At 37.2% G+C, this 24,420-nt stretch carries 27 protein-coding genes and 1 riboswitch; of the genes, 15 read left to right on the top strand and 12 right to left on the bottom strand.

The window, feature by feature from the left end; genetic code table 11:
- The first annotated feature begins 158 nt into the window (after window positions 1-158).
- The 6 genes from mobQ (ACTL4S_RS15140) to ACTL4S_RS15115 all read left to right on the top strand — a co-directional run bounded on the left by mobQ (ACTL4S_RS15140) (window position 159) and on the right by ACTL4S_RS15115 (window position 6,791).
- Complete coding sequence (mobQ, locus tag ACTL4S_RS15140; RefSeq protein WP_441299617.1) at window positions 159-1,595, top strand: MobQ family relaxase; 1,437 nt, start codon at window positions 159-161, stop codon at window positions 1,593-1,595.
- 101 nt (window positions 1,596-1,696) lie between these two features.
- Window positions 1,697-1,918, top strand: a complete 222-nt coding sequence (locus tag ACTL4S_RS15135) for a hypothetical protein (protein ID WP_441299616.1) — start codon at window positions 1,697-1,699, stop codon at window positions 1,916-1,918.
- Window positions 1,919-2,170: 252 nt separating this feature from the next.
- Window positions 2,171-3,094, top strand: a complete 924-nt coding sequence (repM, locus tag ACTL4S_RS15130; RefSeq protein ID WP_004811812.1) for a replication initiation protein RepM — start codon at window positions 2,171-2,173, stop codon at window positions 3,092-3,094.
- A gap of 60 nt (window positions 3,095-3,154) precedes the next feature.
- Window positions 3,155-3,706, top strand: a complete 552-nt coding sequence (locus ACTL4S_RS15125; RefSeq protein WP_257218333.1) for a plasmid replication DNA-binding protein — start codon at window positions 3,155-3,157, stop codon at window positions 3,704-3,706.
- A 669-nt stretch (window positions 3,707-4,375) separates the two neighbouring features.
- The gene (gene msr(E) / locus ACTL4S_RS15120; protein ID WP_000052512.1) at window positions 4,376-5,851 is read left to right on the top strand and encodes an ABC-F type ribosomal protection protein Msr(E); all 1,476 of its coding nucleotides are present in this window, start codon (window positions 4,376-4,378) and stop codon (window positions 5,849-5,851) included.
- A 55-nt stretch (window positions 5,852-5,906) separates the two neighbouring features.
- Window positions 5,907-6,791: an Mph(E) family macrolide 2'-phosphotransferase gene (locus ACTL4S_RS15115; protein ID WP_000155092.1), complete on the top strand. Its 885-nt coding sequence runs from the start codon at window positions 5,907-5,909 to the stop codon at window positions 6,789-6,791.
- Window positions 6,792-6,980: 189 nt separating this feature from the next.
- Here ACTL4S_RS15115 and ACTL4S_RS15110 read toward each other — a convergent pair whose 3' ends face one another.
- Both ACTL4S_RS15110 and tet(39) read right to left on the bottom strand, forming a co-directional pair.
- Window positions 6,981-7,592 (bottom strand): recombinase family protein, encoded by a 612-nt coding sequence (locus ACTL4S_RS15110; RefSeq protein ID WP_015060246.1) that lies wholly within the window; start codon window positions 7,590-7,592, stop codon window positions 6,981-6,983.
- Window positions 7,593-7,817: 225 nt separating this feature from the next.
- Window positions 7,818-9,005, bottom strand: coding sequence for a tetracycline efflux MFS transporter Tet(39) (tet(39), locus tag ACTL4S_RS15105; protein WP_004856455.1), 1,188 nt, complete (start codon window positions 9,003-9,005; stop codon window positions 7,818-7,820).
- A 65-nt stretch (window positions 9,006-9,070) separates the two neighbouring features.
- On the opposite strand from tet(39), the gene ACTL4S_RS15100 reads away from it, so the two are divergent.
- Both ACTL4S_RS15100 and ACTL4S_RS15095 read left to right on the top strand, forming a co-directional pair.
- Window positions 9,071-9,712 (top strand): TetR/AcrR family transcriptional regulator C-terminal domain-containing protein, encoded by a 642-nt coding sequence (locus ACTL4S_RS15100; protein ID WP_004787586.1) that lies wholly within the window; start codon window positions 9,071-9,073, stop codon window positions 9,710-9,712.
- A gap of 731 nt (window positions 9,713-10,443) precedes the next feature.
- On the top strand, window positions 10,444-10,893 hold the full coding sequence (locus ACTL4S_RS15095) for a BLUF domain-containing protein (protein ID WP_311204766.1): 450 nt from the start codon (window positions 10,444-10,446) through the stop codon (window positions 10,891-10,893).
- Between the two features lie 108 nt (window positions 10,894-11,001).
- On the opposite strand, the gene ACTL4S_RS15090 is transcribed toward ACTL4S_RS15095, so the two are convergent.
- Both ACTL4S_RS15090 and ACTL4S_RS15085 read right to left on the bottom strand, forming a co-directional pair.
- Entirely contained in the window at window positions 11,002-11,721 is a 720-nt protein-coding gene (locus tag ACTL4S_RS15090; protein WP_001218546.1) for a DUF6998 domain-containing protein, read from the bottom strand.
- A gap of 17 nt (window positions 11,722-11,738) precedes the next feature.
- Window positions 11,739-12,005 (bottom strand): DUF8583 domain-containing protein, encoded by a 267-nt coding sequence (locus ACTL4S_RS15085; protein ID WP_006581723.1) that lies wholly within the window; start codon window positions 12,003-12,005, stop codon window positions 11,739-11,741.
- A gap of 209 nt (window positions 12,006-12,214) precedes the next feature.
- On the opposite strand from ACTL4S_RS15085, the gene mobQ (ACTL4S_RS15080) reads away from it, so the two are divergent.
- The 4 genes from mobQ (ACTL4S_RS15080) to ACTL4S_RS15065 all read left to right on the top strand — a co-directional run bounded on the left by mobQ (ACTL4S_RS15080) (window position 12,215) and on the right by ACTL4S_RS15065 (window position 15,752).
- The gene (gene mobQ / locus ACTL4S_RS15080) at window positions 12,215-13,648 is read left to right on the top strand and encodes a MobQ family relaxase (protein WP_441299615.1); all 1,434 of its coding nucleotides are present in this window, start codon (window positions 12,215-12,217) and stop codon (window positions 13,646-13,648) included.
- A 101-nt stretch (window positions 13,649-13,749) separates the two neighbouring features.
- Window positions 13,750-13,983 (top strand): hypothetical protein, encoded by a 234-nt coding sequence (locus ACTL4S_RS15075; protein ID WP_441299614.1) that lies wholly within the window; start codon window positions 13,750-13,752, stop codon window positions 13,981-13,983.
- Between the two features lie 239 nt (window positions 13,984-14,222).
- Window positions 14,223-15,149 (top strand): replication initiation protein RepM, encoded by a 927-nt coding sequence (repM, locus tag ACTL4S_RS15070; protein ID WP_441299613.1) that lies wholly within the window; start codon window positions 14,223-14,225, stop codon window positions 15,147-15,149.
- 66 nt (window positions 15,150-15,215) lie between these two features.
- Window positions 15,216-15,752: a plasmid replication DNA-binding protein gene (locus ACTL4S_RS15065; RefSeq protein ID WP_441299612.1), complete on the top strand. Its 537-nt coding sequence runs from the start codon at window positions 15,216-15,218 to the stop codon at window positions 15,750-15,752.
- A gap of 282 nt (window positions 15,753-16,034) precedes the next feature.
- Here the strand turns inward: ACTL4S_RS15065 and ACTL4S_RS15060 are convergent, their stop codons facing one another.
- Together ACTL4S_RS15060 and ACTL4S_RS15055 are read right to left on the bottom strand one after the other, a co-directional pair.
- Complete coding sequence (locus ACTL4S_RS15060) at window positions 16,035-17,489, bottom strand: SulP family inorganic anion transporter (RefSeq protein WP_004282306.1); 1,455 nt, start codon at window positions 17,487-17,489, stop codon at window positions 16,035-16,037.
- Window positions 17,490-17,737: 248 nt separating this feature from the next.
- Window positions 17,738-17,947: a hypothetical protein gene (locus ACTL4S_RS15055; RefSeq protein WP_004282305.1), complete on the bottom strand. Its 210-nt coding sequence runs from the start codon at window positions 17,945-17,947 to the stop codon at window positions 17,738-17,740.
- 198 nt (window positions 17,948-18,145) lie between these two features.
- Window positions 18,146-18,213, top strand: a riboswitch (Fluoride riboswitch).
- A 116-nt stretch (window positions 18,214-18,329) separates the two neighbouring features.
- Between ACTL4S_RS15055 and crcB the strand changes: the two genes are divergently transcribed.
- On the top strand, window positions 18,330-18,710 hold the full coding sequence (crcB, locus tag ACTL4S_RS15050) for a fluoride efflux transporter CrcB (RefSeq protein WP_005225409.1): 381 nt from the start codon (window positions 18,330-18,332) through the stop codon (window positions 18,708-18,710).
- Window positions 18,711-18,736: 26 nt separating this feature from the next.
- On the top strand, window positions 18,737-19,261 hold the full coding sequence (gene ppa, locus ACTL4S_RS15045) for an inorganic diphosphatase (protein ID WP_005225406.1): 525 nt from the start codon (window positions 18,737-18,739) through the stop codon (window positions 19,259-19,261).
- Between the two features lie 506 nt (window positions 19,262-19,767).
- Here ppa and nadS read toward each other — a convergent pair.
- The 3 genes from nadS to ACTL4S_RS15030 all read right to left on the bottom strand — a co-directional run bounded on the left by nadS (window position 19,768) and on the right by ACTL4S_RS15030 (window position 21,791).
- Window positions 19,768-20,040, bottom strand: coding sequence for a NadS family protein (gene nadS, locus ACTL4S_RS15040; RefSeq protein WP_094069338.1), 273 nt, complete (start codon window positions 20,038-20,040; stop codon window positions 19,768-19,770).
- Window positions 20,033-20,353, bottom strand: coding sequence for a type II toxin-antitoxin system RelE/ParE family toxin (locus ACTL4S_RS15035; protein WP_000897309.1), 321 nt, complete (start codon window positions 20,351-20,353; stop codon window positions 20,033-20,035). The genes nadS and ACTL4S_RS15035 overlap by 8 nt, the downstream gene beginning before the upstream one ends.
- Before the next feature lie 421 nt (window positions 20,354-20,774).
- A complete protein-coding gene (locus ACTL4S_RS15030) occupies window positions 20,775-21,791 on the bottom strand; it encodes a hypothetical protein (protein WP_441299611.1) in 1,017 nt (338 codons plus the stop codon).
- A 324-nt stretch (window positions 21,792-22,115) separates the two neighbouring features.
- On the opposite strand from ACTL4S_RS15030, the gene ACTL4S_RS15025 reads away from it, so the two are divergent.
- A complete protein-coding gene (locus ACTL4S_RS15025; protein WP_441299610.1) occupies window positions 22,116-22,763 on the top strand; it encodes an NYN domain-containing protein in 648 nt (215 codons plus the stop codon).
- A 176-nt stretch (window positions 22,764-22,939) separates the two neighbouring features.
- On the opposite strand, the gene ACTL4S_RS15020 is transcribed toward ACTL4S_RS15025, so the two are convergent.
- The 3 genes from ACTL4S_RS15020 to ACTL4S_RS15010 all read right to left on the bottom strand — a co-directional run bounded on the left by ACTL4S_RS15020 (window position 22,940) and on the right by ACTL4S_RS15010 (window position 24,258).
- The gene (locus ACTL4S_RS15020; RefSeq protein ID WP_441299609.1) at window positions 22,940-23,563 is read right to left on the bottom strand and encodes a hypothetical protein; all 624 of its coding nucleotides are present in this window, start codon (window positions 23,561-23,563) and stop codon (window positions 22,940-22,942) included.
- A 198-nt stretch (window positions 23,564-23,761) separates the two neighbouring features.
- The gene (locus ACTL4S_RS15015; RefSeq protein WP_441299608.1) at window positions 23,762-23,947 is read right to left on the bottom strand and encodes a YqaE/Pmp3 family membrane protein; all 186 of its coding nucleotides are present in this window, start codon (window positions 23,945-23,947) and stop codon (window positions 23,762-23,764) included.
- 29 nt (window positions 23,948-23,976) lie between these two features.
- The gene (locus ACTL4S_RS15010; protein WP_423090345.1) at window positions 23,977-24,258 is read right to left on the bottom strand and encodes a DUF8583 domain-containing protein; all 282 of its coding nucleotides are present in this window, start codon (window positions 24,256-24,258) and stop codon (window positions 23,977-23,979) included.
- Window positions 24,259-24,420 lie beyond the last annotated feature (162 nt).

Here is a 24,420-nt window from a genome sequence, read left to right as displayed (position 1 = left end):
ATATGCATTCAAGGTGCTATATGTATAGTAATGTTTTCCTCGAAGAGCGCACTTATGCAAACTTCGTTTGCAAGTCCGATTGGGGTCTCCCCAATACCCCGACAACCGTATCCACGGTTGTATTTCACTACCTGAAAATTTAAAAGCGAAAAATAGGCATGGCGATTTACCACTTTTCAGTCAAAACCGTAGCACGATCAGCAGGGCGTTCCGCTACTGCTGCGATTGCCTATCGGGCAGGTGAAAAGATCTATTGTGAACGTGAGGGCCGAGAACATGATTACAGCCGAAAAACAGGTGTGGAATATAAAGAAATTTATTTACCCGAAGGCGCACCAGAACATTTAAAAAACCGGGAAAGACTCTGGAACGAAGTTGAACAACGGGAAACCCGAAAAAACTCGACAGTTGCCCGAGAATTTGAAATCGCTTTTCCAAGTGAATTAAATCAGGAACAACGCCTGGCCATGCTCGAAGAGCTATGCGCCAGTATCGTGGACAGACATCAGGTGGCCGTCGATGCCTGTATCCATGCACCGCATACCGGATCCGGCAGCGATGAACGCAATTATCACGCCCATATCCTGATGAGCACACGCAAGCTCACTCCCGAAGGTTTTACCGAGAAAACCCGGGAACTGGATCAGAAACACAGTGGAGAAATCGAACACTGGCGCGAACACTTTGCCGATATCTGCAATATGCACCTGGATCTGGCCGGATACACCGCCCGAGTCGACCACCGCAGCTACAAAGACCAGGAGAATGGCCTGGAAGCGACCCTGCACGAAGGACCGAAAGTCACCGAACTACGCCGAAAAGGGATTGAGACCGAAATCAGCCGCAGCAATGATGAAATCAAACAGAGAAATCAGGCTCAGCTGCAATACGGCAAAAATATGGATCTGCTGATTGCTGAAAATGAGATCAAACTCAGCACACTGAAAACAGAACAGCAGATCCAAATCAAAAATAGCGCTAAAACGCCACCAATTGACGAAAAAGCCCTGTTTGAGGAAAAACAGAGGGAAACCCTTGGCAAAGTGCTAAAACGCGAAATCAGCGCAAAAGACGCGAATCTAGACCTGGATTTCATGCAGCGTAATCTCAAACAAGCCGAAATAACCCTGACCAAGCACCACAAACATCAAAATGAGTTCAATCAGCAGCTTGCCCAGGAGATCGTGAAAAGCGGACTCAAGCAAAGTCATGACAAATTGCAAAGCCTGGTCGATCAACACAACGAATTAACCCAGAACAAACCCTTACTGTTTGGAAAAAAAGCCTGGGAAGCCCAACGTGATGCGATTTACCAGGAGCACAAAAAGCTGAAAGGTCAGCATGAACACCAGAAAAAACATGGTGTGAAGGATTTATTGGAAAATGAAAAGTTTAAAGAACATGCCTGGAAGCAGTACCAACAACAACATCCAGCCAAAGCCAAGCAATACCAGACTCTATACCCATCCTATCAAGTCATTAAAAAATGTGTGGATGAGATCAAAGCAGAACAACAGATGAAACTCAGACAGGAACAACAGCTCAAAGCACAGCAACATGCGCCTAAAATGAAATCTCGTGGCATGAGTCGCTAAACAGAGCGAGTGTCTACGAGCGAACTGAAAAAATTTGCCCATCCCTTTCCCTGATTACAAGCTCCCTATCCATTAATCACCTACCCTACAGAGCATCCCGCATGGGTGCGAACTTTCCAAGTTTGATTCTTAAATCGAGCGTAGCGAGAAAAAAAGCTCATGAGCGAAGCGAATTCCGAGTTGCTTTTGCTTTTTCTAAAAGTCACGAAAATATTAACCAAAAATTGCCCCAACGAATCGAGCGAAAGCGAGATTCAATAGAGTTTGAGCGAAGCGAAAACCAAGGGCAATTTTTTACTCCCTGGGCTTTTAATTATTTTTAAGCTTTTAAATGCTTTTAGAGAGGCTCAAGTCTTTGTAAATAAAGGCTTCTAGAGCTTATATGACTACGTTTACCTACCAATATGACTACGTTTACCTACCAATATGACTACGTTTACCTACCAATATGACTACGTTTACCTACCAATAATCTACATTATTTTTTTTGTAGATTTAACTACGTTTACCTTGCATTAATCTACATATTTATTATTATAGATTTATATTCATAAGTAATAATGTAGATAAATAGAATGCGGGACTTAGTAGTTAAAGACAATGCATTAATTAATGCGAGTTATAACTTAGACTTAGTAGAACAACGTTTGATCTTATTAGCTATCGTCGAAGCAAGAGATAGTGGTCGGGGAATCAATGCAAATGACCCTTTAGAAGTCCATGCTGAGAGTTATGTAAATCAATTTAATGTTGCAAGACAAACAGCTTACCAAGCGTTAAAAGATGCCTGTAAAGATCTATTTGTACGTCAATTTAGCTATCAAGAAATTAATAAAAGAGGAAATGTAGAGAATGTTTTAAGTCGTTGGGTCAGCGAAATTAGATATATCGACGATGAAGCTACAGTAAAGTTAATATTTGCCCCTGCAATCGTGCCACTTATTACACGTTTAGAAGAACAATTTACTAAATATGAGTTACAACAGATTAGTAATCTCAGCAGCGCTTATGCTGTGCGATTATATGAATTATTAATTGCTTGGCGCAGTACGGGTCAAACTCCTATTATTGAACTTGCAGAGTTCAGACAAAAAATAGGCGTTCTTGATGATGAATATACAAGAATGGGAAATTTTAAAGATCGAGTATTAAATTTAGCTATTGCTCAAATTAATGAACATACGGATATTAACGTCCAATGTCAGCAACATAAAAAGGGACGTAATATTTCTGGTTTTTCATTCACCTTTAAACTGAAAAAAGTCGTTATAGCTCATACTAAAGAGCAAACTGCTCTTGAGATTTTCTCAAAATTTACCGATGCACAGTGTCATCTTTTTGCCAGTAAATTATCTGAGCTTCCAGATATGAATAAATATTCTCAAGGTACTGAAAGCTACTCACAATTTGCAGTTCGAATTTCTGAAATGCTACGAGATCCACAAAAATTTGAAGAACTACTCCCCTATCTAAAGAAAGTAGGCTTTAATACAAAATAAACTTCATGTTCAGATTGGATGTTCACACGAACATCCTTGTACACGCACTGAGGGATTACATTGAACACAACAAAATTCAGCGTCATGGACGCAAGTAAAGCCTTTAAAAAATCACGTACAACAATATATGAGGCTTTAAAAAATGGTGAATTATCAAGAGATCATGATGGTCTTATAGACTTATCGGAACTTATTAGAGTTTATGGCAATCCAATCAGTGTTCAGTCCAGTACACGCACTGAAAAAGTTCAGAAGGATGTACAGGTACACGTTCAATCTGAAGTTGAAAATGTATTAAAAGATCAGATTTCTTTACTCAAAAATCAGTTAGATTTAGCAAATCAAAGAGAAAAGTCTTTGATGCAACATATTGAAGATCTTACTCACAGAATTGAGTTTAAAGGCACCTTAGAACAGCCAAAACAAGAAAATATTAATCAGCTAAATGAATCTACTAATTCGAATATAGCAACAGATCCTCGGTCACAGGATGAATCAAACTATGACGGATTGACTACTCCTGAGAACAAACGGATCCCTATCCCTGAACATATTGAGCCTGAACCTAAAAAAAGGGGCTTCCTGAGCCGTTTCTTCCTTCCTTATGGTTAGCCAGCACTCCACTTTTTTGATGAGCCAATTTCATTGCCAGCAATGAAATAATGACTCCTCAAAAAACCGGATGATGTTTATTGAAACTGAATAAAATCGTGGAACATTGCTTATTTATTAAGCGTGGAACACTAAAAAAGATAAAAAAAGCCCGAACAGGGATGTTCGGGCTATCAACTAGAAACTACAGCATTGATTTCTAAGTGGAATTATAACGCATTTCGTATAAGGTGTATTATGTTAATTTTAGAAAATCTTCACTACTATTATTTTAAAATAAGCCTTATATCCAAGCATAAAACAAGGTTGTCTAGACTTCTTTTAACAGTAAAGTTATCATAAAACTGAATTTTATTTTTTAGGTAAGTTTATGCATTCTATCCGCATTCGTTAAGACACAACTATTTGCATAGTGACACTATTTTATAATGGTGGGCTTTTGTTGTGTCTTTAAGAATATATGCGGATATATAAAGTAAAAGTATGCTTAATTTATAAGTATGCTTTTAGTGCATAGTTTCCAGTTATAACTTAATTGACTAGCTATTTGTCCACCCTGTGGATGAATAGCTTTTTTTTTGGGAGGACACTGTGATGCTAGCTTTTGTTTTCACCTAAATCCTGTTTGCTGCATAAAAAATTTCAAGAGCTAAACAGGAGTAAATAAAAATGAGTTTAATTATTAAAGCGAGAAACATACGCTTGGATTATGCTGGGCGTGATGTTTTGGATATTGATGAATTGGAAATTCACTCTTATGACCGTATTGGTCTTGTGGGTGATAACGGAGCAGGAAAGAGTAGTTTACTCAAAGTACTTAATGGCGAAATTGTTTTAGCCGAAGCGACATTACAGCGTTTTGGTGATTTTGCACATATCAGCCAACTGGGCGGAATCGAAATAGAAACGGTCGAAGACCGGGCAATGTTATCTCGCCTTGGTGTTTCCAATGTACAAAACGACACAATGAGTGGCGGAGAGGAAACTCGTGCAAAAATTGCTGCCGCATTTTCCCAACAAGTACATGGCATTCTAGCGGATGAACCAACCAGCCACCTTGATCTCAATGGAATAGATCTACTTATTGGTCAACTTAAAGCATTTGATGGAGCATTACTTGTTATCAGTCATGACCGATATTTTCTTGATATGGTTGTAGACAAGATATGGGAGTTAAAAGACGGTAAAATTACGGAATATTGGGGTGGTTACTCGGATTACTTGCGTCAAAAAGAAGAAGAGCGACAACACCAAGCCGTAGAATATGAGCTGATGATGAAGGAACGGGAGCGATTAGAATCTGCTGTGCAAGAAAAACGCCAGCAAGCTAATCGATTAGACAATAAGAAAAAAGGAGAAAAATCCAAAAACTCTACCGAAAGTGCTGGACGACTTGGGCATGCAAAAATGACTGGCACCAAGCAAAGAAAACTGTATCAGGCAGCTAAGAGTATGGAAAAGCGTTTGGCTGCATTAGAAGATATTCAAGCACCAGAGCATTTGCGTTCTATTCGTTTTCGTCAAAGTTCAGCCCTAGAACTGCACAATAAGTTCCCGATTACGGCAGATGGTCTGAGCTTAAAATTTGGTAGCCGTACTATCTTTGATGACGCTAACTTTATAATACCGCTTGGCGCTAAAGTCGCTATAACTGGATCGAATGGAACAGGGAAAACGTCCTTGTTAAAAATGATATCAGAACGTGCTGATGGATTAACCATATCTCCAAAAGCTGAAATTGGCTACTTTACACAAACAGGATATAAATTTAACACGCATAAATCTGTGCTCTCCTTTATGCAGGAAGAGTGCGAGTACACAGTTGCGGAAATTCGTGCAGTATTGGCTTCAATGGGGATCGGAGCGAATGATATTCAAAAAAACTTATCCGACTTATCGGGAGGTGAAATCATCAAACTGCTTTTATCCAAAATGCTTTTAGGAAAATATAATATTTTGCTTATGGATGAACCAGGAAACTATCTTGACCTAAAAAGTATTGCCGCATTAGAAACAATGATGAAGTCCTATGCAGGAACTATTATCTTCGTATCTCATGACAAGCAATTGGTCGATAATATTGCTGACATTATCTACGAGATCAAAGACCACAAAATCATCAAGACTTTTGAGAGAGATTGTTAATGATAGCCAATCTAATCCGAACATTAATTATTGAACTCTTTAAAGGAAATTAAAAATGACAATTCAAGATATTCAATCACTTGCTGAAGCACACGGCTTGTTGCTTACGGACAAAATGAATTTCAATGAAATGGGCATTGATTTTAAGGTCGTTTTTGCTCTTGATACAAAGGGGCAACAATGGTTGCTGCGTATTCCTCGTCGTGATGGCATGAGGGAACAAATCAAGAAAGAAAAACGCATTTTAGAATTGGTAAAAAAACATCTTTCTGTAGAGGTTCCTGATTGGAGAATTTCATCTACAGAATTAGTGGCTTATCCCATACTTAAAGATAATCCTGTTTTAAATTTGGATGCTGAAACCTATGAAATAATTTGGAATATGGACAAAGATAGCCCGAAATACATAACATCTTTGGCAAAAACCTTATTTGAAATCCATAGTATTCCTGAAAAAGAAGTTCGGGAAAATGATTTGAAAATTATGAAACCTTCAGATTTAAGACCTGAAATAGCAAACAATTTGCAGTTAGTAAAATCTGAAATTGGTATAAGTGAGCAATTGGAAACCCGCTACAGAAAATGGTTGGATAATGATGTTCTATGGGCAGATTTCACCCAATTTATACATGGCGATTTATATGCTGGGCATGTACTAGCTTCAAAGGATGGAGCTGTTTCAGGCGTTATTGATTGGTCAACAGCCCATATAGATGACCCAGCGATTGATTTTGCTGGGCATGTAACTTTGTTTGGAGAAGAAAGCCTCAAAACTCTAATCATCGAGTATGAAAAACTAGGGGGTAAAGTTTGGAATAAACTATATGAACAGACTTTAGAAAGAGCAGCGGCCTCTCCTTTGATGTATGGTTTATTTGCCTTAGAAACTCAAAATGAAAGCCTTATCGTTGGAGCAAAAGCTCAGTTGGGAGTTATATAATTTAAAAATATGATTGCTGAGAACTGCCTTGTTTTGAAACTTGGTTGGCTTTAATTAGTTTTTAGTATTCTTTATAGAAAATGCCTCGATCAAGGGGCATTTCTAACAATCATTTAACATAAAATTTCTTATGTGAAGTAACCTGAATGCAGCGGTGCCCCATTGGGGGCGCGTTGAGATAAGCCTCTTTTAGATAACTTTAGCAACTCGATAGACAGTTGCAACTCCACAATTCACTGCTTTGGCAATTTCTTCCTTAGTCATATTGCCAACTACTAGCAATTCTTTTATTCGTTTATGTTTAGCCTCATTTGCCTTCTTGCCTGTTGGTTTGTAACCCGAACGTGCCAGGCCCTGCTTAATACGTTCTATACGTTTCTCATTGTCTAGGCGGGCCATTGTTGCCAGAAGATCAATCAACATATTGTTGATGAGTTCCAAGATTGAATGAGTAATGCTGTCACTGGTTTGAATCATTTGGTAGGTAGTAGGAAGATCTGCTACGACTAAACGAAGTCCCTTCTCCTGGATCCTGCGCTTCAGCTCTTGAAAATCTCGTTGGGTTAGGCGTGATAAGCGGTCAATACTTTCAACTAACAATGTGTCACCTTGATTTGCTTCTGACAGTAGCTTATTCAATTCAGGTCGGTCTAACTTCGTACCACTATAGTTTTCCACGTACACAATGGTTTCACCCAAATTCAAGTTTTGGTTTAGATCCTGAAGAATCTGCAAAGCCCTTTCTGCATCTTGATCTTTAGTTGAAGCTCGTAGATAAATACGTGTATTCATTTCTATCATTTAATCTTAATTCTATTAGATTAATGATAATACTATCATTTAATTATTGCATTAAGTCTAATGATAGATATTGTATGCGATTTGGCTCGCTATCATTCAGGTATAGTCTTTTGATAAAAAAAGCATGACTAAAAGCCATGCCTTGGGAATTCGTATAACGTGTATTATGTTAATTTTAGATAAACTATAGAATCCATTAGTTTTTAAACCAATAAATTAAATATTTTATGGAACTCCAGAATATTTATTCAGGCGATACTTAAGCAATAAGGGTAGGGTGATTACATAAAGTATTGCAGCTAATGCCCATACCATTCCAGGAGCTGATGCCTGAGTCATAAAATAGAGGCTAGTAACTAATACAGGACCAATTATAGCCCCCAGACTATTAAAACTGCTTAATAGCCCTTGTAATTCACCTTGTCTTTCATCACTAATACCTCTGGACATCATTGCTTGCAAAGCAGGAACGGCTACTCCACCAAGGGCAAACAATGGTAACAACGCAAAAGGCACCCATTCTTCAACAGCAATAGATAAAAGAAGTAAACCAATTGCATCGCAAGCTATTCCACATAACAACGTATTTTTCTCTCCAAACCTCTTTACCATAGGGGCGATAGCAAAAGCCTGTGCAATAGAATGGCATATTCCATAACTAGCAAGGGAAACACCTGCAATAAATATACTCCAGCCATAACGATCCTGCCCATAGATAACCCATAAAGTTGCGGGGACTTGTGAAACCAATGTGATAATTAAAAAGATACCAAGCAATGGAGCCATATTAGGTTGAGTGATCAAATAGGATAATTTCTTTAATATTGATTGCTCCTGAACCTTCTCAGTCATTTTATTGCTGTGTTTTGATTCTTTTAATAAGACTGCTGTCATTATTAAATTAATCCCATTCATAAAAGCAGCAGCAAAGAACGGTGCATGTAAGTTCCATTCACCCAAAACTCCACCTATTACCGGACCCGCTATAAACCCAATACCAAAGACAGCTCCAAGGAGACCAAACCTTTTTGCACGCTCATGGGCTGGAGTAATATCTGAAACATAAGCTGTTGCAACAGCCATGTTGGCACCTGTAATTCCCGCAAAAATACGACCAATATATAGCCACAATAGAGAAGGAGCAGCAGCCATTAGGAGATAATCAGCCGTTGCACCAGCAATTGAAATAATTAATACAGGTCGACGTCCAAATCGGTCACTCAACGCTCCAAGGATAGGTGCAAAAATGAACTGCATCAGAGCATACACAGCTAATAAAGCACCATAGTGAACACCGCCTGCTTCAGCTCCAGCCAATGACCGTAATAATTCAGGCAAGATCGGCATAATTAAACCAATCCCAACAGCATCCAGAAATATAGTGATTAAAATCACGCTCAATGATTTCTTCACAAATGCCTTCTCTAGCAATGATAGAATTAATATTCTCTCACACACTCCCTATCAGTGATAGATTTATGAGTAAAAAAGATATTGCACCTCAACGTCTGACACGTGAAATAGTCCTGCGTACCGCATTGGATATGTTGAATGAAGAAGGCATAGATTCAATAACCACACGCAAGCTAGCTCAACGATTGGGTATTAAATCTCCAACTCTATATTGGCATTTCAAGAATAAATCCTTGTTAATGGAAGCAATGGCGGAAACCATTATAAATGAACACCATTTAGTTTCTTTACCCATCGATGGGATGACATGGCAAGATTGGTTGCTCGCTAATTCTGTAAGCTTTCGTCGAGCACTACTAGCTTACCGTGATGGTGCTCGTCTACATGCAAGAACTAGCCCCAGTCAAGGACATTTCAACACGATTGAGGCCCAAGTTGCGCTGTTATCTCATGCTGGGTTTTCTCCTGTTGAAGCAGTTGCATTACTTATGACATTAGGAAGGTTTATTGTTGGGTGGGTCCTTGAGGAGCAGCAAGAAGAAATAAGATCAGACCCACCATTCGAAGCCGATCCAACTATATATCCACTCATGCTCCAAGGAGTGAATACCTTACAAAATATGAATGCGGATGACATTTTTGAAAATGGGATTCGTATGGTGATTATCGGTGCTGAAAGACAACTTGATATTAAAATGCAAACTTAACTCTATACTGCTTTAAGCAACTGTTCTATTTAGTAATAAAGCTTTTATCCTTAATTATTTAACATAATGGGCATTATACGAAATGCCTTTTTAAATAGCTTTATTTATCAAATACTTAAACTCACAAATTCAAAACCCCAAAGATCAAAAAACAGACGTTTTAACAACTCGTGTGTTTTTTAAGCAGATCTGTAACATTTAGCCAATAAAATCGGTTAAAAAATGCTCAAATTCGACATTTTCCCAATGTTCTCGGTCTTCCCAGGGCCAAAAATATCCCCAATTTCTGGGGATAAAATTTAGGCTATTTTGTACGCTTTGGCGCACATCAATCTCGGCCCTTTGCTACTACCTGGAACAGTGGAATTTTCCTATGATCAAGTCATCAGGAACAGGATGTTCCATAACATAAAACAAAAATTATAAGTTATTGCACATGGACCAGAGGGTACAACAGCACAATCAGCAACGATGAAAAACCCCGGCAGGATGCCGGGGTTTTTTATTATCTAAAATATTTAGATCAAAGTTGGATGGGCATCCAGAATGCGAATTAAAGTCGCTGCAGGACCAGTCGGATAACTTAAATAAAAAAGTCTCCGACAAACCCGGTACGGTTCATTAGCTTGTATATTTATTTGGCTACCTTTATCGGGTAAATTCTATACTTGAAATGTCAACAGACCCTAATCGTATTAAAAATTTTTAAAATTTTCATTAAGGCAAAAGCTATGAATGACTTTAGACTACTATATGTAAGTAAGATCAAAAGTAATATTAATCCGGTAAATGATCTATATGATATTTTGACAGAAGCCGTAGCTTTTAATAGCCTAAATGAAATTTATGGTGTTCTTTATTATGGAAACGATTACTTTATTCAATGCTTAGAAGGTCAGAAAGATAAAGTAGAATATCTATTTTATGAAAAAATTTTAAAAGATCCACGTCATAAAAACTGTGAAGTTTTATCTTTCGAAAATATCGAAAAATATTTATTTTCTGCATGGCATATGAAATATGTCATGATTCATAAAGAAGTTATTGATTTCTTTAAGCATTATCATAATGATGAATTTAATCCTTATTTACTGAATAGCTCTACTATTCCAGCTTTTATAGAGCTGTTAAGCACACATGGAGATAGCTTTTCTATCTTAAAAAGTAAAGCTTTAACTTAACCAGTACAAAAATTATTTAGAATAAAATTAATATAATAAAGTGCTTTCAAAAGACTTATGAATTAAGTCTTTTGATCATGCATTTAACATAAAATCTCTTATGCGTAATCAGGTTGATCTAAAGTTCTTTATTGCCTTGATCACATGATCCCCTAATTGCTGAGTATTTTTAGGATTTCCGGCTGAATTATTTAAAGAGACATTTAAAGGGAGGGCTATCTGCCTCAAAATTTCTTTAGCTGATGGTTGTTTTTCACCATCCTTATAAACTTCAATTTTTGCATTTTCATATTGTTTTATCTCATATCCATCATAAAAAATATTATTTAAAATCAATAGCTCATGATTATTTTCAACTTTCAGTTCTGTTTCAGTAGGAATATTTAACCCTATATTTATTTTTGAATTAGCTAAAAGTATTTTGTTATAAATACCTAAAATATATTTCCCTTTGTATTCTCGTGACTTAGCCTGAAACTGCTCCATATTTAAGTCATAGACTACTTCAATACAGAGGTCCTCTGGGTTAATTCTTAAAACAATAATTCTGTCCACTAACTCAATCGTTTTAAGATTAAAATCGACATGACTTGCTGTAGTAACAGTCTTAACAGAAATTCTTTGTCCAGTACTGGAAACTACATCATAACCTCTCTGATTAACTGAATCAGCTAATTGTCCTAAGGTCATCATAGCTACATAAAGTTCCCCAATTCTTCCTGTTAAATGCCTTAATTCTGCAATAGGCATTCCCCAAGAGAGTTCTTTTTCAAACCATTCAATAGATTCACCTAAAGACTTAATAATATCGAATTGGCTCAATGCCATGATTGATTTCCTATCACTTATAAATTAAAGAGCTTACGATCACGTTCATCAGTCAAATACTTGTCCATCTGTGCAATCAATTTTGCCCGGGCCTGTTCATCTTCTTCAGTGATTTTTAGCATGCAGGATCCAATTAAAATTTTGCGTCTAGTATCATCTTTACGAGCCTGTTCTTTCTCTTTAGCACGTTCTCTTGCAAGTGCTGCTTGTCTTTGAGCTTTAAGCTGTTTCAGCTTTTCTTCCTGGGCTTTAATTTTGCTGTCTAGTGTTTCAGTAACGCTCATTAATCCAATACCATCATCCTGGGAAACCATCCCTAACATAAGCGCACTTGAATATGCATTCAAGGTGCTATATGTATAGTAATGTTTTCCTCGAAGAGCGCACTTATGCAAACTTCGTTTGCAAGTCCGATTGGGGTCTCCCCAATACCCCGACAACCGTATGCACGGTTGTAATTCACTACGTGAAAATTTAAAAGCGAAAAACAGGCATGGCGATTTACCACTTTTCAGTCAAAACCGTAGCACGATCAGCAGGGCGTTCCGCCACTGCTGCAATCGCCTATCGCGCAGGTGAAAAGATCTATTGTGAACGTGAAGGCCGGGAACATGATTACAGCCGAAAAACCGGTGTGGAATACAAAGAGATTTATTTACCCGAAGGTGCACCAGAGCATTTAAAAAACCGGGAAAAACTCTGGAACGAAGTAGAGCAACGGGAAACCCGAAAAAATTCAACAGTCGCCCGGGAATTTGAAATTGCCTTTCCCAGTGAACTGAACCAGGAACAACGCCTGGCCATGCTCGAAGAACTGTGTTCTAGCATTGTGGACAGACACCAAGTGGCGGTTGATGCCTGTATCCATGCACCGCATACCGGATCCGGCAGTGATGAACGCAATTATCACGCGCATATCCTGATGAGCACACGCAAACTCACGCCAGAAGGCTTTACGGATAAAACCCGGGAACTGGATCAGAAACACAGTGGAGAAATCGAGCACTGGCGCGAACACTTTGCCGAGATCTGCAATATGCACCTGGATATGGCCGGATCCACTGCCCGGGTCGACCACCGCAGCTACAAAGACCAGGAGAATGGTCTGGAAGCCACCCTACACGAAGGACCGAAAGTCACCGAACTACGCCGAAAAGGGATTGAAACCGAAATCAGCCGAAGCAATGATGAAATCAAACAGAGAAATCAGGCTCAGCTGCAATACGGCAAAAATATGGACATGCTGATTGCTGAAAATGAGATAAACCTCAGCAAATTGAAAAAAGAACAGCAGATTCAGATCGAACATAGCGCTAAAACGCCACCAATCGACGAAAAAGCCCTGTTTGAGCAAAAACAGAGGGAAACCCTCGTTCAACTGCTCAACGGCCAAATTAGCGCAAAAGACGCGAATCTAGACCTGGATTTCATGCAGCGTAATCTTAAACAAGCCGAAATAACCCTGATCAAGCAGCACAAACATCAAAACGAGTTCAATCAGCAGCTTGCCCAGGAGATCGTGAAAAGCGGACTCAAGCAAAGTCATGACAAATTGCAAAGTCTGGTTGATCAACACAACGAATTAACCCAGAACAAGCCCTTACTGTTTGGCAAAAAGGCCTGGGAAACCCAACGTGAGGCGATTTACCAGGAACATAAAAAACTAAAAGGCCAACATGAGCATCAGAAAAAACATGGTGTGAAGGAATTATTGCAAAACGATGCATTCAAGGAACATGCCTGGAAGACATACCAAAAGCAGCATCCAGAGAAAGCCAAGCAATACCAGACCCTCTACCAGTCCTACAAGGTCATTAAAAAATGTGTGGACGAGATTAAAACCGAACAGCAGATGAAACTCAGACAAGAACAACTCAAAGCACAGCAACATGCGCCTAAAATGAAATCTCGTGGCATGAGTCGATAAACAGAGCGAGTGTCTACGAGCGAACTGAGAAAATTTGCCCATCCCTTTCCCTGATTACAAGCTCCCTATCCATCCATCACCTGCATAGCAGAGCATCCCGCATGGGTGCGAACTTTCCAAGTTGGCTTCCCAAACCGAGCGAAGCGAGTAAAAAAGCTAATGAGCGAAGCGAATTCCGAGCTGCTTTTGATCTTGCTTTTGCTTTTCTCAAAATCATGGAAATATTCACCCAAAAATTGCCCCGACGAATCGAGCGAAAGCGAGATTCAATAGAGTTTGAGCGAAGCGAAAACCAAGGGCAATTTTTCCTTCCCTGTGTTTTTAATATATTTTAAAGCTTTTAAATGCTTTTAGACCAGCTGTAAGCCTTGCTAGCAAAGACTATCACGCCTCATATAAAGACGTTTAGTTACCTATATAAAGACGTTTAGTTACCTATATAAAGACGTTTAGTTACCTATATAAAGACGTTTAGTTACCATTAAAAGACTAATTTATACTTGTCTTTTAAATGATTTATATTAATATGTCTTTTAAAGCTACTTAATAACTTATATCAAGACATTTAGTTACCATGACAAAAAATCTTGTTGTTAAAACAAATCGTTTAAATCAAGCATTTCAAATGCTTTCCCTAGCAGAATTTCACATTGTTCAACTGGCAATTGTAGATGCAAGAAACACTGGTACAGGGCTAACTACAGATATGCCCTTAAAAATAGATGCCTTACGTTATGCTGATGTATTCGGTACTACTCGACAGAATGCTTATATAAGAATGAAAGAAGCAGAAGAAACTTTATTTAATCGACGATTCAGCTTTTTTGATGAAGATGGAAAACTTGTAAAAAGCCGCTGGATTTCACAAGTTAAATATTTAGACAATGAGGGTGCTATTGAGGTTGTTTTTACGCCTGCTGTGGTCCAAGGGATTAGTCGTATCGATGGAGTAAAAGAATTTTTTACTCAATATCTTTTAACCCAAACATCTCAATTGAAAAGTGTGTATTCAACTAGGCTTTATGAATTGTTAATTCAATGGAGAAGTACGGGGAAAACTCCTATTGTTAATTTACAAGATTTTCGTGCGCAGTTAGGAATAGATGAGAATCAGTACAAATTAATGAGTGATTTTAAAAAGAGAGTCCTTGATTTAGCTGTTAATGATATTAATGAACAAACAGATATTAAAGTAAGTTATCAACAGCATAAAAATGGCCGTTTAATCTCAGGTTTCTCTTTCAGTTTCAAGCAAAAGAAGTTGGCTTCTCAGTCTATAGAGTCTGAACGAGATCCAAATACATTAGACCTATTTTCAAAGATGACAGATAAACAACGACACTTATTCGCCAATAAACTATCTGAACTTCCTGAGATGAGTAAGTATTCCCAAGGCACAGAAAGCTATCAGCAGTTTGCTATACGTATCGCTAACATGCTGCAAGATTCAGAAAGATTTAGAGAGTTACTTCCTCTACTCAGAAAAGTTGGATTTCAATAACGTTGTTAATTGACATTGTAAAGTTAACAGTTAAGTATTAACACAAATTGAAAACTGGTTTACATAATGAAAAAACTGTCAGTTTCAGAATTAGCAAAACTATATGGATATTCTAGACAGGCTGTCTATGCTCATATAAAAAAAGGGAATTTATCAAAAGGATCTGATGGCTTAATTGACTTTACAGAGGCTTTGAGAGTCTTTGGAGAACCACAAAAAAACAACTCTACTGTCAACCAAAGTCAATCAACTAACAGTCAAAACTTGACAGAAGTTGACTCACTAAAACGTCAAGTTGACATACTGGAAAAACAATTAAATCAGGCAATGCAGAGAGAAAATCAATCTTTAGAACGTGAATCGTTTTATCAAGAACAGATTGAAGCTATGCAGCGCTTACTAGAAGCTCCAAAAGCCAATATGACTACGTTTACCGATCAGAGTTTTAAACAGGATATAGCAACGGATCCTCGGTCGGAACTAGCATCGAATTATGACGGATTGACTACTTCAGAGAATAAACGTATCCCTGTTCCAGAGCACGTTGAGCCTGAACCAAAAAAAAGGGGCTTCTTCAGCCGTTTTTTCCTTCCGTATGGTTAGTCAGGACTCCAATTTTTTGATGAGCCAATTTCAGTACAAGCACATGAAATAATGACTCCTCAAAAAACCGGATGAGGTTTATTAAAACTGAATAAAACCGCGGAACATTGTTTATATATTAAGCGTGGAACGTGATAAATCATAAAAAAAGCCCAAACAGTGATGTTTGGGCTATGAAATTTGAAATAAGTATTTGAATTTCAATATAAATTATAACACATTTCGTATAAGGTGTATTATGTTAATTTTAGAGATTCTACATAAATGTAGAGTCTCCTTCACTTAGATTCTGGCATGTGTTCCATACTTATCAATCATGATAGAGCTGGCTTCATTTAAGCCACGCACAGTGACATTCACACCATTCTTTTGAAATTTATTTACAACAGAATCAAGCATGGCGACTGATGTTACGTCCCAAATGTGAGAATGGGTCAAATCAATAATCACATCCTTTACATCCTCTTTAAAGTCAAAACCTTGCATGAATTTTTCAGAAGAACTAAAGAAGATCTGACCTCTCAAATCATACAAACGGGCCGTTCCCTCAAAAGAAGCTGTCACCTGGATATCATTTTCAAGTTTATTCGCCAAGAACAAGGCTGAAAGCAATACGCCCGTTAATACACCTAGAGCCAAGTTATGCGTAGCAACAACTACAATCACTGTCGCAATCATGACGATATTACTGCTCTTAGGATTATCTTTTAACTGAGTGACAGAACTCCATTCAAAAGTACTAATAGAGACCATGATCATTACCGCTACCAATGCAGCCATTGGAATCACTTTGAGCCAGTCGCTAATAAATACAACCAGAATAAGAAGAAAAATACCCGCAGAGAATGTTGATAAGCGTGTAAGGCCGCCTGATTTTACGTTAATCATAGATTGGCCAATCATGGCACAACCGGCCATGCCACCCATAAAGCCAGAAGCAATATTCGCAATCCCTTGTCCCTTACATTCCTGATATTTATCACTTGGCGTATCTGTCATTTCATCCACGATGGTTGCTGTCATCATCGATTCAAGTAAACCTACAGCCGCCAGTGCTACCGAATAAGGCAAAATAATCATCAATGTTTCAATATTCAAAGGAATATTTGGAATCAAGAACATTGGAAGTGTGTCAGGTAACGATCCCATATCACCCACAGTTCGTACATCAATTCCTAGAGCAATTGCCAGTAATGTGATTGCAATGATGCAGACAAGTGGAGAAGGGAGTAATTTTCCTAATTTGGGAACCAAAGGAAAGAGATAAATAATCGCCAGACCTAAAGCAACCAGAGCATATACATGCCAGGTCACATTAATCAGTTCAGGCAACTGAGCCATGAAAATTAAGATCGCTAACGCATTTACGAATCCAATAACTACAGATTTAGATACGAACCGCATTAACTTGGCGAGCTTTAAATAGCCTGCCAATATCTGAATCACGCCTGTCAGAATTGTTGCTGCCAGCAGATATTCAAGCCCATGCTCTTTGACCAATGTGACCATAAGCAGTGCCATAGCCCCTGTGGCAGCTGAAATCATTGCGGGACGACCACCTACGAAAGAAATCACGACGGCAATACAGAAGGATGCGTATAGACCGACTTTAGGATCTACACCTGCAATAATTGAAAATGCGATGGCTTCAGGAATAAGTGCAAGACCGACGACTAATCCGGCAAGTACATCCCCACGGATGTTAGAGAACCACTGTTCTCGGACATTAGATAACATAAACATAGCCTGTTTTTTAATTTTTCAGATAGGCTAGTGATGTGATATATACAACACACAAGCGACTACACCACATCACTAGACAGTGATGAGTTATTTACAGATTTAAGAAGGTAAATAAACTTAAGGTGGCGTAGGTGTCATAAGATGAAGGAACTTTTTAGAGTAAAAAAATCAGGACAAGGGTAACAGCTAGGTACTTTTTTATAAAGCCTGGATGTATATCCAAGCTTTGTTTAATCTGTATTTTATGAAGCTTTTAGCTCCCCAAGTAATTGACCTATTTCCAAACGTGTGTAGCCGCGTTCTTTAAAGATCAAAACAATAGCCTGTTTATAATCTTCAGAAATAGCCGTTTTATATTTATTAATTAATTGCAGCTCAGCATTAAGCTGAAGATCATTTTTGATCGTCAATACTTCCGTAGAGACTTTATTAAAAATCTTGAAATTAAACATACAGGTGCTCTTTATCAATATTGTAGCGGCCCGACTACAACAAACACCTGCCTCAGCTTAGCTGGACACCCTTTCCAAAAAGATTATAGAAAAAATGAAAAGTTTCAAGTTTTACTAAACTAAAGATAAAAAAGTATCAAACTTACGTATTTTAATAATAGAAGGTTGTTGAATTAGCTAATCAATTTTTAAATAATAGTGCTCAAAGGAGATGGCTATCCTCCTTACACAAACCGCCAATTCTGGCTGATGATACCTACGTTTCCCTCAAGCAGGGTACGTAGTCGCGTGCTCTGCTTTTACAAAATGGAGCTACGCTATGTTTTCCCGTCATAAAGTTCTTTATTTATATATCTTTTGCTGCTCATAACTAGGAGCAGACATGTATCTTTCTCTTTTATCAATTGCTCTCGGTTCTGTAATCGGTGCCTGGCTTCGTTGGGGCATAAGTCTAAGATTTAATAGCGTATTTGAAAATATTCCTTTCGGGACAGTGATTGTTAACTTAATCGGTGCTTTTATTATTGGATTAGCTGTATCATTTTTTTCAAATAGCTCAATAAGCCCTAATTATAAGTTATTCGTTGTGACAGGCTTCTGCGGTGCTTTAACGACCTTTTCAACATTTTCAGTTGAAATTGTTGCGTTGCTACAAGCTTCAAAGTTTGAATATGCTATCTCAACAATAGCCATCCATGTAATAGGTTCATTAATCTTTACAGTACTAGGAATACTTTCCTATCAATTTTTCACTAATCATTAATAATCTAAATATTAGAAGGTAAAACAATGAGTTTTAAAAATGTTAAAGCAGGTACTAATCCACCAGATGACTTTAATAGCATTATCGAAATCCCGGCAAATGCTAAACCCATCAAGTATGAAGTGAATAAAGAATATGATGCTTTATTGGTTGATCGCTTTCTAAGTACAGCAATGTCATATCCGTACAATTACGGTTATATTCCTCAAACATTAAGCGAGGATGGTGATCCCTTAGATGTATTTGTAATAGCTCCCCATGCGGTTGCTGTAGGATCAGTAATTCGCAGCAGACCTGTCGGAGTCATGTATATGGAAGATGAAGCCGGTATTGATGCAAAGATCATTGCTGTACCTCATTCTAAGCTCACACCTCTATATAACAATGTTGAAGATCTGAGCGACCTCCCTCAGCTTCAATTAGATCAAATGAAACATTTCTTTGAACATTATAAAGACTTGGAAAAAGGTAAATGGATGAAATTTAATGGTTGGGGCAATGTAGAAGAAGCCAGACAGGAGATTCTAAAATCTATCCAAGCATACAAATAATTTAGATAAAAGGGACCCAAATCTGAGGTCCCTTTTTAGGCCATTTAACATAATGGATGTTATACGAAGTACACTTGTATATTAATTTAAATATCAATAACTTAAAATTTTAACCCTGATTACAAAACATCCGAAAATCGGCTTTTGTAATAAGTTGGTGAGTTTTTAAGCGAATCTGTAACATTTTGCCAGCAAAATTGGCTAAAAAACGATCAATTTGGCAATCAATGCCCATTTCATACGGATCCAGGTTCCAAAACTATCCCCAATTGCTGGGGATAAAATTTAGGCTATTTTGTACGCTTTGGCTCACATCAATCTCTGCTCTTTGCTGCTGTCCAGGATAGGTGAATTTTCCTATGATGGGCACATAGAGAACAGGATGTTCCAAACAACAAGAATAAGAAAGATCGCACCAGGAGCGTGAGGTAAGACAGGAGTCATACCTAGCAACCCAATATGAAAAACCCCGGCAGGATGCCGGGGTTTTTTATTATCTAAACTTTTTAAATCAGAGTTGGATGAGCATCCAGAATGCGAATTAGAGTCGCTGCAGGACCAGTCGGATAGCGACGACCTTGTTCCCAGTTTTGTAGAGTTCTCGCGCTGATATGCAAACGTGCAGCAAACTCTGCTTGGGTTAACCCAGTTTTCTCACGTACTTCTTTAATATCTGGCAATTCAAGCTCTGTCACTCGACTTGCTTTCAGCTCATTACGTTTGATGGCACCAGCTTCTTTAATCGAAGCAACCAGGTCATCAAATAAGTTGTTATCCATGAAATTGCTCCTTCACTAATTGACGCAGGATCGAGGTCTCTTTGTCTGTCAGATTATCTTTCACAGACTTTGGATAAGCGACTAGGAAAAAGATCTGATCATCCTCTGTGACCCAATAATAGATCACCCGGATACCACCACTTTTACCCTTGTTACCTTGAGCACAACGTACTTTACGAATGCCACCGCCATTCTTGATTAAGTCACCTTTATCGGGCTGTACCAAGAGATCTTGCTGGAGCTGACGATACTCTTCATCACTCACAAGCTCTTTGATTTGCTTGGTAAAAATACTGGTTTCAATGAATAACATAGGTTAAAGTACGTCAATGGCGTATAAGAATTTTAGCAGTTCCAGAACAAAAAAACGAGAGCTGTAAGCTCTCGTTTCGCATAATCAGTATTATGTTAATTTTAGAAAATCTTTAAATTAAAAAATAATGAGGTAATCATGAGAAGGTTATTAGAAATAATTTTTCCCATTTATGGTTAGTACAAAAATATGGTGGATTCTAATTATAGTGTTTAGTTTCATCTTAATAGTAAAGTTAGGAATAGACTATCAATCAGCTAAATTGCAGGCATAGGTAGCAGGAACTATATTGGAAGGGATTTCTCCTTATAGACTGATTAAACGTGGAAATTACTTAATATTAGGCATCTTAGGTGCGATGATTTTGGCTCTAATAAAGGAATATAGACGAATCTATAAGACATTTTGAACAAATGGCCAATTATGAATGTTTCAAAATTTTCATGCCTGTAACAGATATAGTGGGTAAGTCTATTTTGATATTAATGGTTCTGTTAGATGGAATATTCTTAGCAAATTCATGGTTAATAGATATATTCCAATCTTCATCAAAAATTGGATCAAATTCCAAGGATGCCACTAATTTTCGGCTTCCTCCTCTTTTATTTTTTTGTTCCTCTTTCCATTTCTCAAAAGCTGGATGTTTTATATGAAGGTATTTTTCACAAATGAAACCAAATCTAGCCCTATCTATTTGTGTTCCGTAACTACTATTTAGTAAAGCTATGATAGCCTCCAGATATCTATCAACAGTCTGATTATATATTTTTATTACTTCTTCTAAACCTCCGCAAAATTGAGGGCTTCTCAACATATCTACATATAAATCAATAATATATTCTACTCGTATATCTTTCCAAGTTTCAAAATTGGCGTTTTTCTTTTGATTAAGAAGTATAACTTGAGAATTTAATATTTCTTCTTCTACAGGATAAGTAGGGATCAAATCATGCAATTCCGCATAAAAGAGAGGCGTTCCTTTATTTTTTTCATTCCACTCAGGAAGTATCGTCTTTAATCGTTTTAAACATAACGATTTCCATTCAGAGCGATTAGGACATACAAAATATGTGGAAGAGGTTCTATAACTTACTAACTTATAATGTTGGATTGCAGACAAATAAGCTAGATATCCAAAGGGATAAATAGCACAAACCACTCTATCAATTTCTTTATTCCTATTACTAATTAAATAGTATCGGTATCCTTTTGTAGACCACTTGTCTCCAGTAATAATTTTCTTTCTTTCATTAGTCTTACACCAACGCTCAAATGTCCTAAATGGATTTTTACGAGCTGTAATATTTTCAATAGATTCATTCTTATATTTCTTATCAATCCACATTCGCAAAAAATTTACTAATAAGTCTTGTCTAGATATAGCTACTAATTTGTATTCATTTAGGAGCCAATCACGCAATGCATCTTCTATCTTCATTTTACTTGTGACTATTAAACTAATATAAGTCCTTAGGACTTATATTAGTTTAATTGGCTTTTGTCAATATATTTTATTGTAAGTATTTGATATAAAATGATATTTAGTTAAGTTTACCCATTTAACTTTTTGACATTTTTAACAAATTTATTTTTTTTCTATAATACGAATATAACTTACCTACAGCGTGCTGTAGGCCAATTACTTGTAGTTAATACAAGAAAGCTCATCTGCAGCGTGCTGCGGACTCGAATTTACCTGTAGCGTGCTACAGGCCAAAAACCCGCCTAAATTAAGGCGGGTTTTTGTTATCTAGGGGGTAAAATGAAAACGGTCGTATATGTAGATGGATTCAATCTCTATTATCGAGCATTGAAAAAAACCAATTTTAAATGGCTGAACTTATTAGAATTATGTAAACACTCTCTTCCTTCTAATTTAGATATTCAAGAGATTAATTTCTATACTGCTCGGGTTAGTAATAAGATTAATCCTTCCGCGCCTAGGGACCAACAAGTTTATATTAATGCTCTTAAGTCGACTAACATTGTTAATATCCATTTAGGTAGCTTTAAGATACGCGATAAAGTCGCTAAGTTAAAAGAACCTTTAGAATTTCAGCCAAGAGCTAGAACTTGCGCTATTTCACCAAATCCAAGATTTGTCAAAATTCTAGCGGCAGAAGAAAAAGGTTCAGATGTAAAACTTGGGGTACATTTAGTAAGAGATGGATTTCAAGGTAAGTATGAACATGCAGTGATTATTACAAATGATGTTGACCTTGCTGAACCCCTTAATATTGTAAAAAATGAATTGGGCTTAGAAGTTACCTTACTAAAACCATGTAATAGAGCACTAGATACACTAGATCGATGTGCAACAAATTTACTTTATATTACTCAAGATGCTCTGAAAAACAGTCAATTCCCCGAGCAAATTTCACAACAAATAATAAAACCAAGTGATTGGTAAAAAAAGAAGACACTTATTAAAGTGTCTTCTTTTTTCCTGCTTTAGAGAAAAAGGGACATGGATCCCTTTTTTTATAGTAGTTAACATAAAATCTCTTATTCGAAATACAACAAAGCTCGCTTTTAAACGAGCTTTGGTTCAGAAGTATGAGCTTACTGGACTAATCCAGCTGAAGTCTAAGCAAATTCTTCCTTCATAATCTTACTTTTAAAGATTTCTAGATTTGGAATAATTGAATAGTTGCCATATCTTTCTTGCCATCCTTTACCAGTTGCAGCTTTCCACTCTTCTTCAGTAAATGGAATTCTTTCTTTAAAAAAGAATACATTTTCAGGCAATACTTCTAATTTAAAGGAACTTATTTCAAATCCAAATTCAGCTTCTACATCATCCCAAGCCCATTCTGAAAAATCTTCTTCTTCTCTTAAAATACGATACGCTTGATTAATACGCTTATCTAACAGACCTGAATGTGCCATTTTCTTTCTCAGTTCTTGTCTTTCTTTCTCAGTCAGATACTTACAATCTTTATAGTAGCCAACTAAATACAATTCATTATTCAAATTTCTAGAAAAGAAGAAAATATTATGTTTTTCATTGAATAAAGTAGATACATCAGCTTTTAAATAACCATAAACTTTGCCATCAATTAATTCTGTCTTATTAAAATTCCAAGATTCATGACCTATTCCTGATTCAGCAATGTAATTATCTTTACCTTGTTCAACATAATATCCCGAAATATCTGGCATCTGATATTGGTTTTCATTCCATGAGATTTTTTGTAATAAGTTAGCCATTTATATGTCGTCCTAAGTATTAAATACTATAATAAATTAATTAATAACAGTATCTTATATATTAAAATAAAGAGCAATTGTCAGACTTTGAGCACATTTTTCTTAATATTTCTTGTGCTAAAGTCTGACAATTGACATTGAATAGTTGTTAAGATCTAAATATTAGGTATTTATATAATTCTTTTTTATTAAACTTACTTATCCTAAAGCTCTTCTAATTTTCTGATCGGTCTTATATTGCGACAAAGCATATACTGCCCAGATGGCAGCCGGGATCCAACCTAAAACTGTAATCTGAAGTACCAAACAAATGATGCCTGCAAATGGTCGTCCTATCGTGAAAAACAGCAGCCAAGGAAAAATCAAAGCAATCAACAATCTCATTTCACATTCCTATTTATCTTTTCAACAGATCAATAATTAAATATCGGCAGATCAAATAGCTTACGATCTCTTTCATCCGTTAAATATTTATCCATCTGCATAATCAATTTTGCCCGAGCCTGTTCATCCTCTTCGGTGATTTTTAGCATGCAGGATCCGATTAAAATCTTGCGTCTGGTATCATCCTTTCGTGCCTGCTCTTTCTCTTTGGCACGTTCTCTTGCCAATGCTGCCTGTCTTTGAGCTTTAAGCTGCTTCAGCTTTTCTTCCTGAGCCTTGATTTTGCTGTCTAGTGTTTCAGTAACGCTCATTAATCCAATACCATCATCCTGGGAAACCATCCCTAACATAAGCGCACTTGAATATGCATTCAAGGTGCTATATGTATAGTAATGTTTTCCTCGAAGAGCGCACTTATGCAAACTTCGTTTGCAAGTCCGATTGGGGTCTCCCCAATACCCCGACAACCGTAT

This window comes from Acinetobacter lwoffii, assembly GCF_052078135.1.
GTDB lineage: Bacteria > Pseudomonadota > Gammaproteobacteria > Pseudomonadales > Moraxellaceae > Acinetobacter > Acinetobacter lwoffii_Z.
Note: the sequence above shows the minus strand (reverse complement) of the source record. Positions and strands in the feature narration are given on the sequence as shown.

What these genes read in the sequence shown, in the direction of transcription:
- ACTL4S_RS15015 (WP_441299608.1), bottom strand. Translation starts at nt 23,947, where the DNA reads ATGAGATTGTTGATTGCTTTGATTTTTCCTTGGCTGCTGTTTTTCACG.
- nadS (WP_094069338.1), bottom strand. Translation starts at nt 20,040, where the DNA reads ATGGATAACAACTTATTTGATGACCTGGTTGCTTCGATTAAAGAAGCT.
- repM (WP_004811812.1), top strand. Translation starts at nt 2,171, where the DNA reads ATGCGGGACTTAGTAGTTAAAGACAATGCATTAATTAATGCGAGTTAT.
- ACTL4S_RS15030 (WP_441299611.1), bottom strand. Translation starts at nt 21,791, where the DNA reads ATGAAGATAGAAGATGCATTGCGTGATTGGCTCCTAAATGAATACAAA.
- ACTL4S_RS15060 (WP_004282306.1), bottom strand. Translation starts at nt 17,489, where the DNA reads ATGTTATCTAATGTCCGAGAACAGTGGTTCTCTAACATCCGTGGGGAT.
- ACTL4S_RS15035 (WP_000897309.1), bottom strand. Translation starts at nt 20,353, where the DNA reads ATGTTATTCATTGAAACCAGTATTTTTACCAAGCAAATCAAAGAGCTT.
- ACTL4S_RS15085 (WP_006581723.1), bottom strand. Translation starts at nt 12,005, where the DNA reads ATGAGCGTTACTGAAACACTAGACAGCAAAATTAAAGCCCAGGAAGAA.
- crcB (WP_005225409.1), top strand. Translation starts at nt 18,330, where the DNA reads ATGTATCTTTCTCTTTTATCAATTGCTCTCGGTTCTGTAATCGGTGCC.
- ACTL4S_RS15135 (WP_441299616.1), top strand. Translation starts at nt 1,697, where the DNA reads ATGGGTGCGAACTTTCCAAGTTTGATTCTTAAATCGAGCGTAGCGAGA.
- ACTL4S_RS15020 (WP_441299609.1), bottom strand. Translation starts at nt 23,563, where the DNA reads ATGGCTAACTTATTACAAAAAATCTCATGGAATGAAAACCAATATCAG.
- mobQ (WP_441299617.1), top strand. Translation starts at nt 159, where the DNA reads ATGGCGATTTACCACTTTTCAGTCAAAACCGTAGCACGATCAGCAGGG.
- repM (WP_441299613.1), top strand. Translation starts at nt 14,223, where the DNA reads ATGACAAAAAATCTTGTTGTTAAAACAAATCGTTTAAATCAAGCATTT.
- ACTL4S_RS15055 (WP_004282305.1), bottom strand. Translation starts at nt 17,947, where the DNA reads ATGTTTAATTTCAAGATTTTTAATAAAGTCTCTACGGAAGTATTGACG.
- ACTL4S_RS15095 (WP_311204766.1), top strand. Translation starts at nt 10,444, where the DNA reads ATGAATGACTTTAGACTACTATATGTAAGTAAGATCAAAAGTAATATT.
- ACTL4S_RS15110 (WP_015060246.1), bottom strand. Translation starts at nt 7,592, where the DNA reads ATGATAGAAATGAATACACGTATTTATCTACGAGCTTCAACTAAAGAT.
- ACTL4S_RS15010 (WP_423090345.1), bottom strand. Translation starts at nt 24,258, where the DNA reads ATGAGCGTTACTGAAACACTAGACAGCAAAATCAAGGCTCAGGAAGAA.
- ppa (WP_005225406.1), top strand. Translation starts at nt 18,737, where the DNA reads ATGAGTTTTAAAAATGTTAAAGCAGGTACTAATCCACCAGATGACTTT.
- ACTL4S_RS15025 (WP_441299610.1), top strand. Translation starts at nt 22,116, where the DNA reads ATGAAAACGGTCGTATATGTAGATGGATTCAATCTCTATTATCGAGCA.
- ACTL4S_RS15100 (WP_004787586.1), top strand. Translation starts at nt 9,071, where the DNA reads ATGAGTAAAAAAGATATTGCACCTCAACGTCTGACACGTGAAATAGTC.
- ACTL4S_RS15065 (WP_441299612.1), top strand. Translation starts at nt 15,216, where the DNA reads ATGAAAAAACTGTCAGTTTCAGAATTAGCAAAACTATATGGATATTCT.
- mobQ (WP_441299615.1), top strand. Translation starts at nt 12,215, where the DNA reads ATGGCGATTTACCACTTTTCAGTCAAAACCGTAGCACGATCAGCAGGG.
- ACTL4S_RS15075 (WP_441299614.1), top strand. Translation starts at nt 13,750, where the DNA reads ATGGGTGCGAACTTTCCAAGTTGGCTTCCCAAACCGAGCGAAGCGAGT.
- ACTL4S_RS15090 (WP_001218546.1), bottom strand. Translation starts at nt 11,721, where the DNA reads ATGGCATTGAGCCAATTCGATATTATTAAGTCTTTAGGTGAATCTATT.
- ACTL4S_RS15115 (WP_000155092.1), top strand. Translation starts at nt 5,907, where the DNA reads ATGACAATTCAAGATATTCAATCACTTGCTGAAGCACACGGCTTGTTG.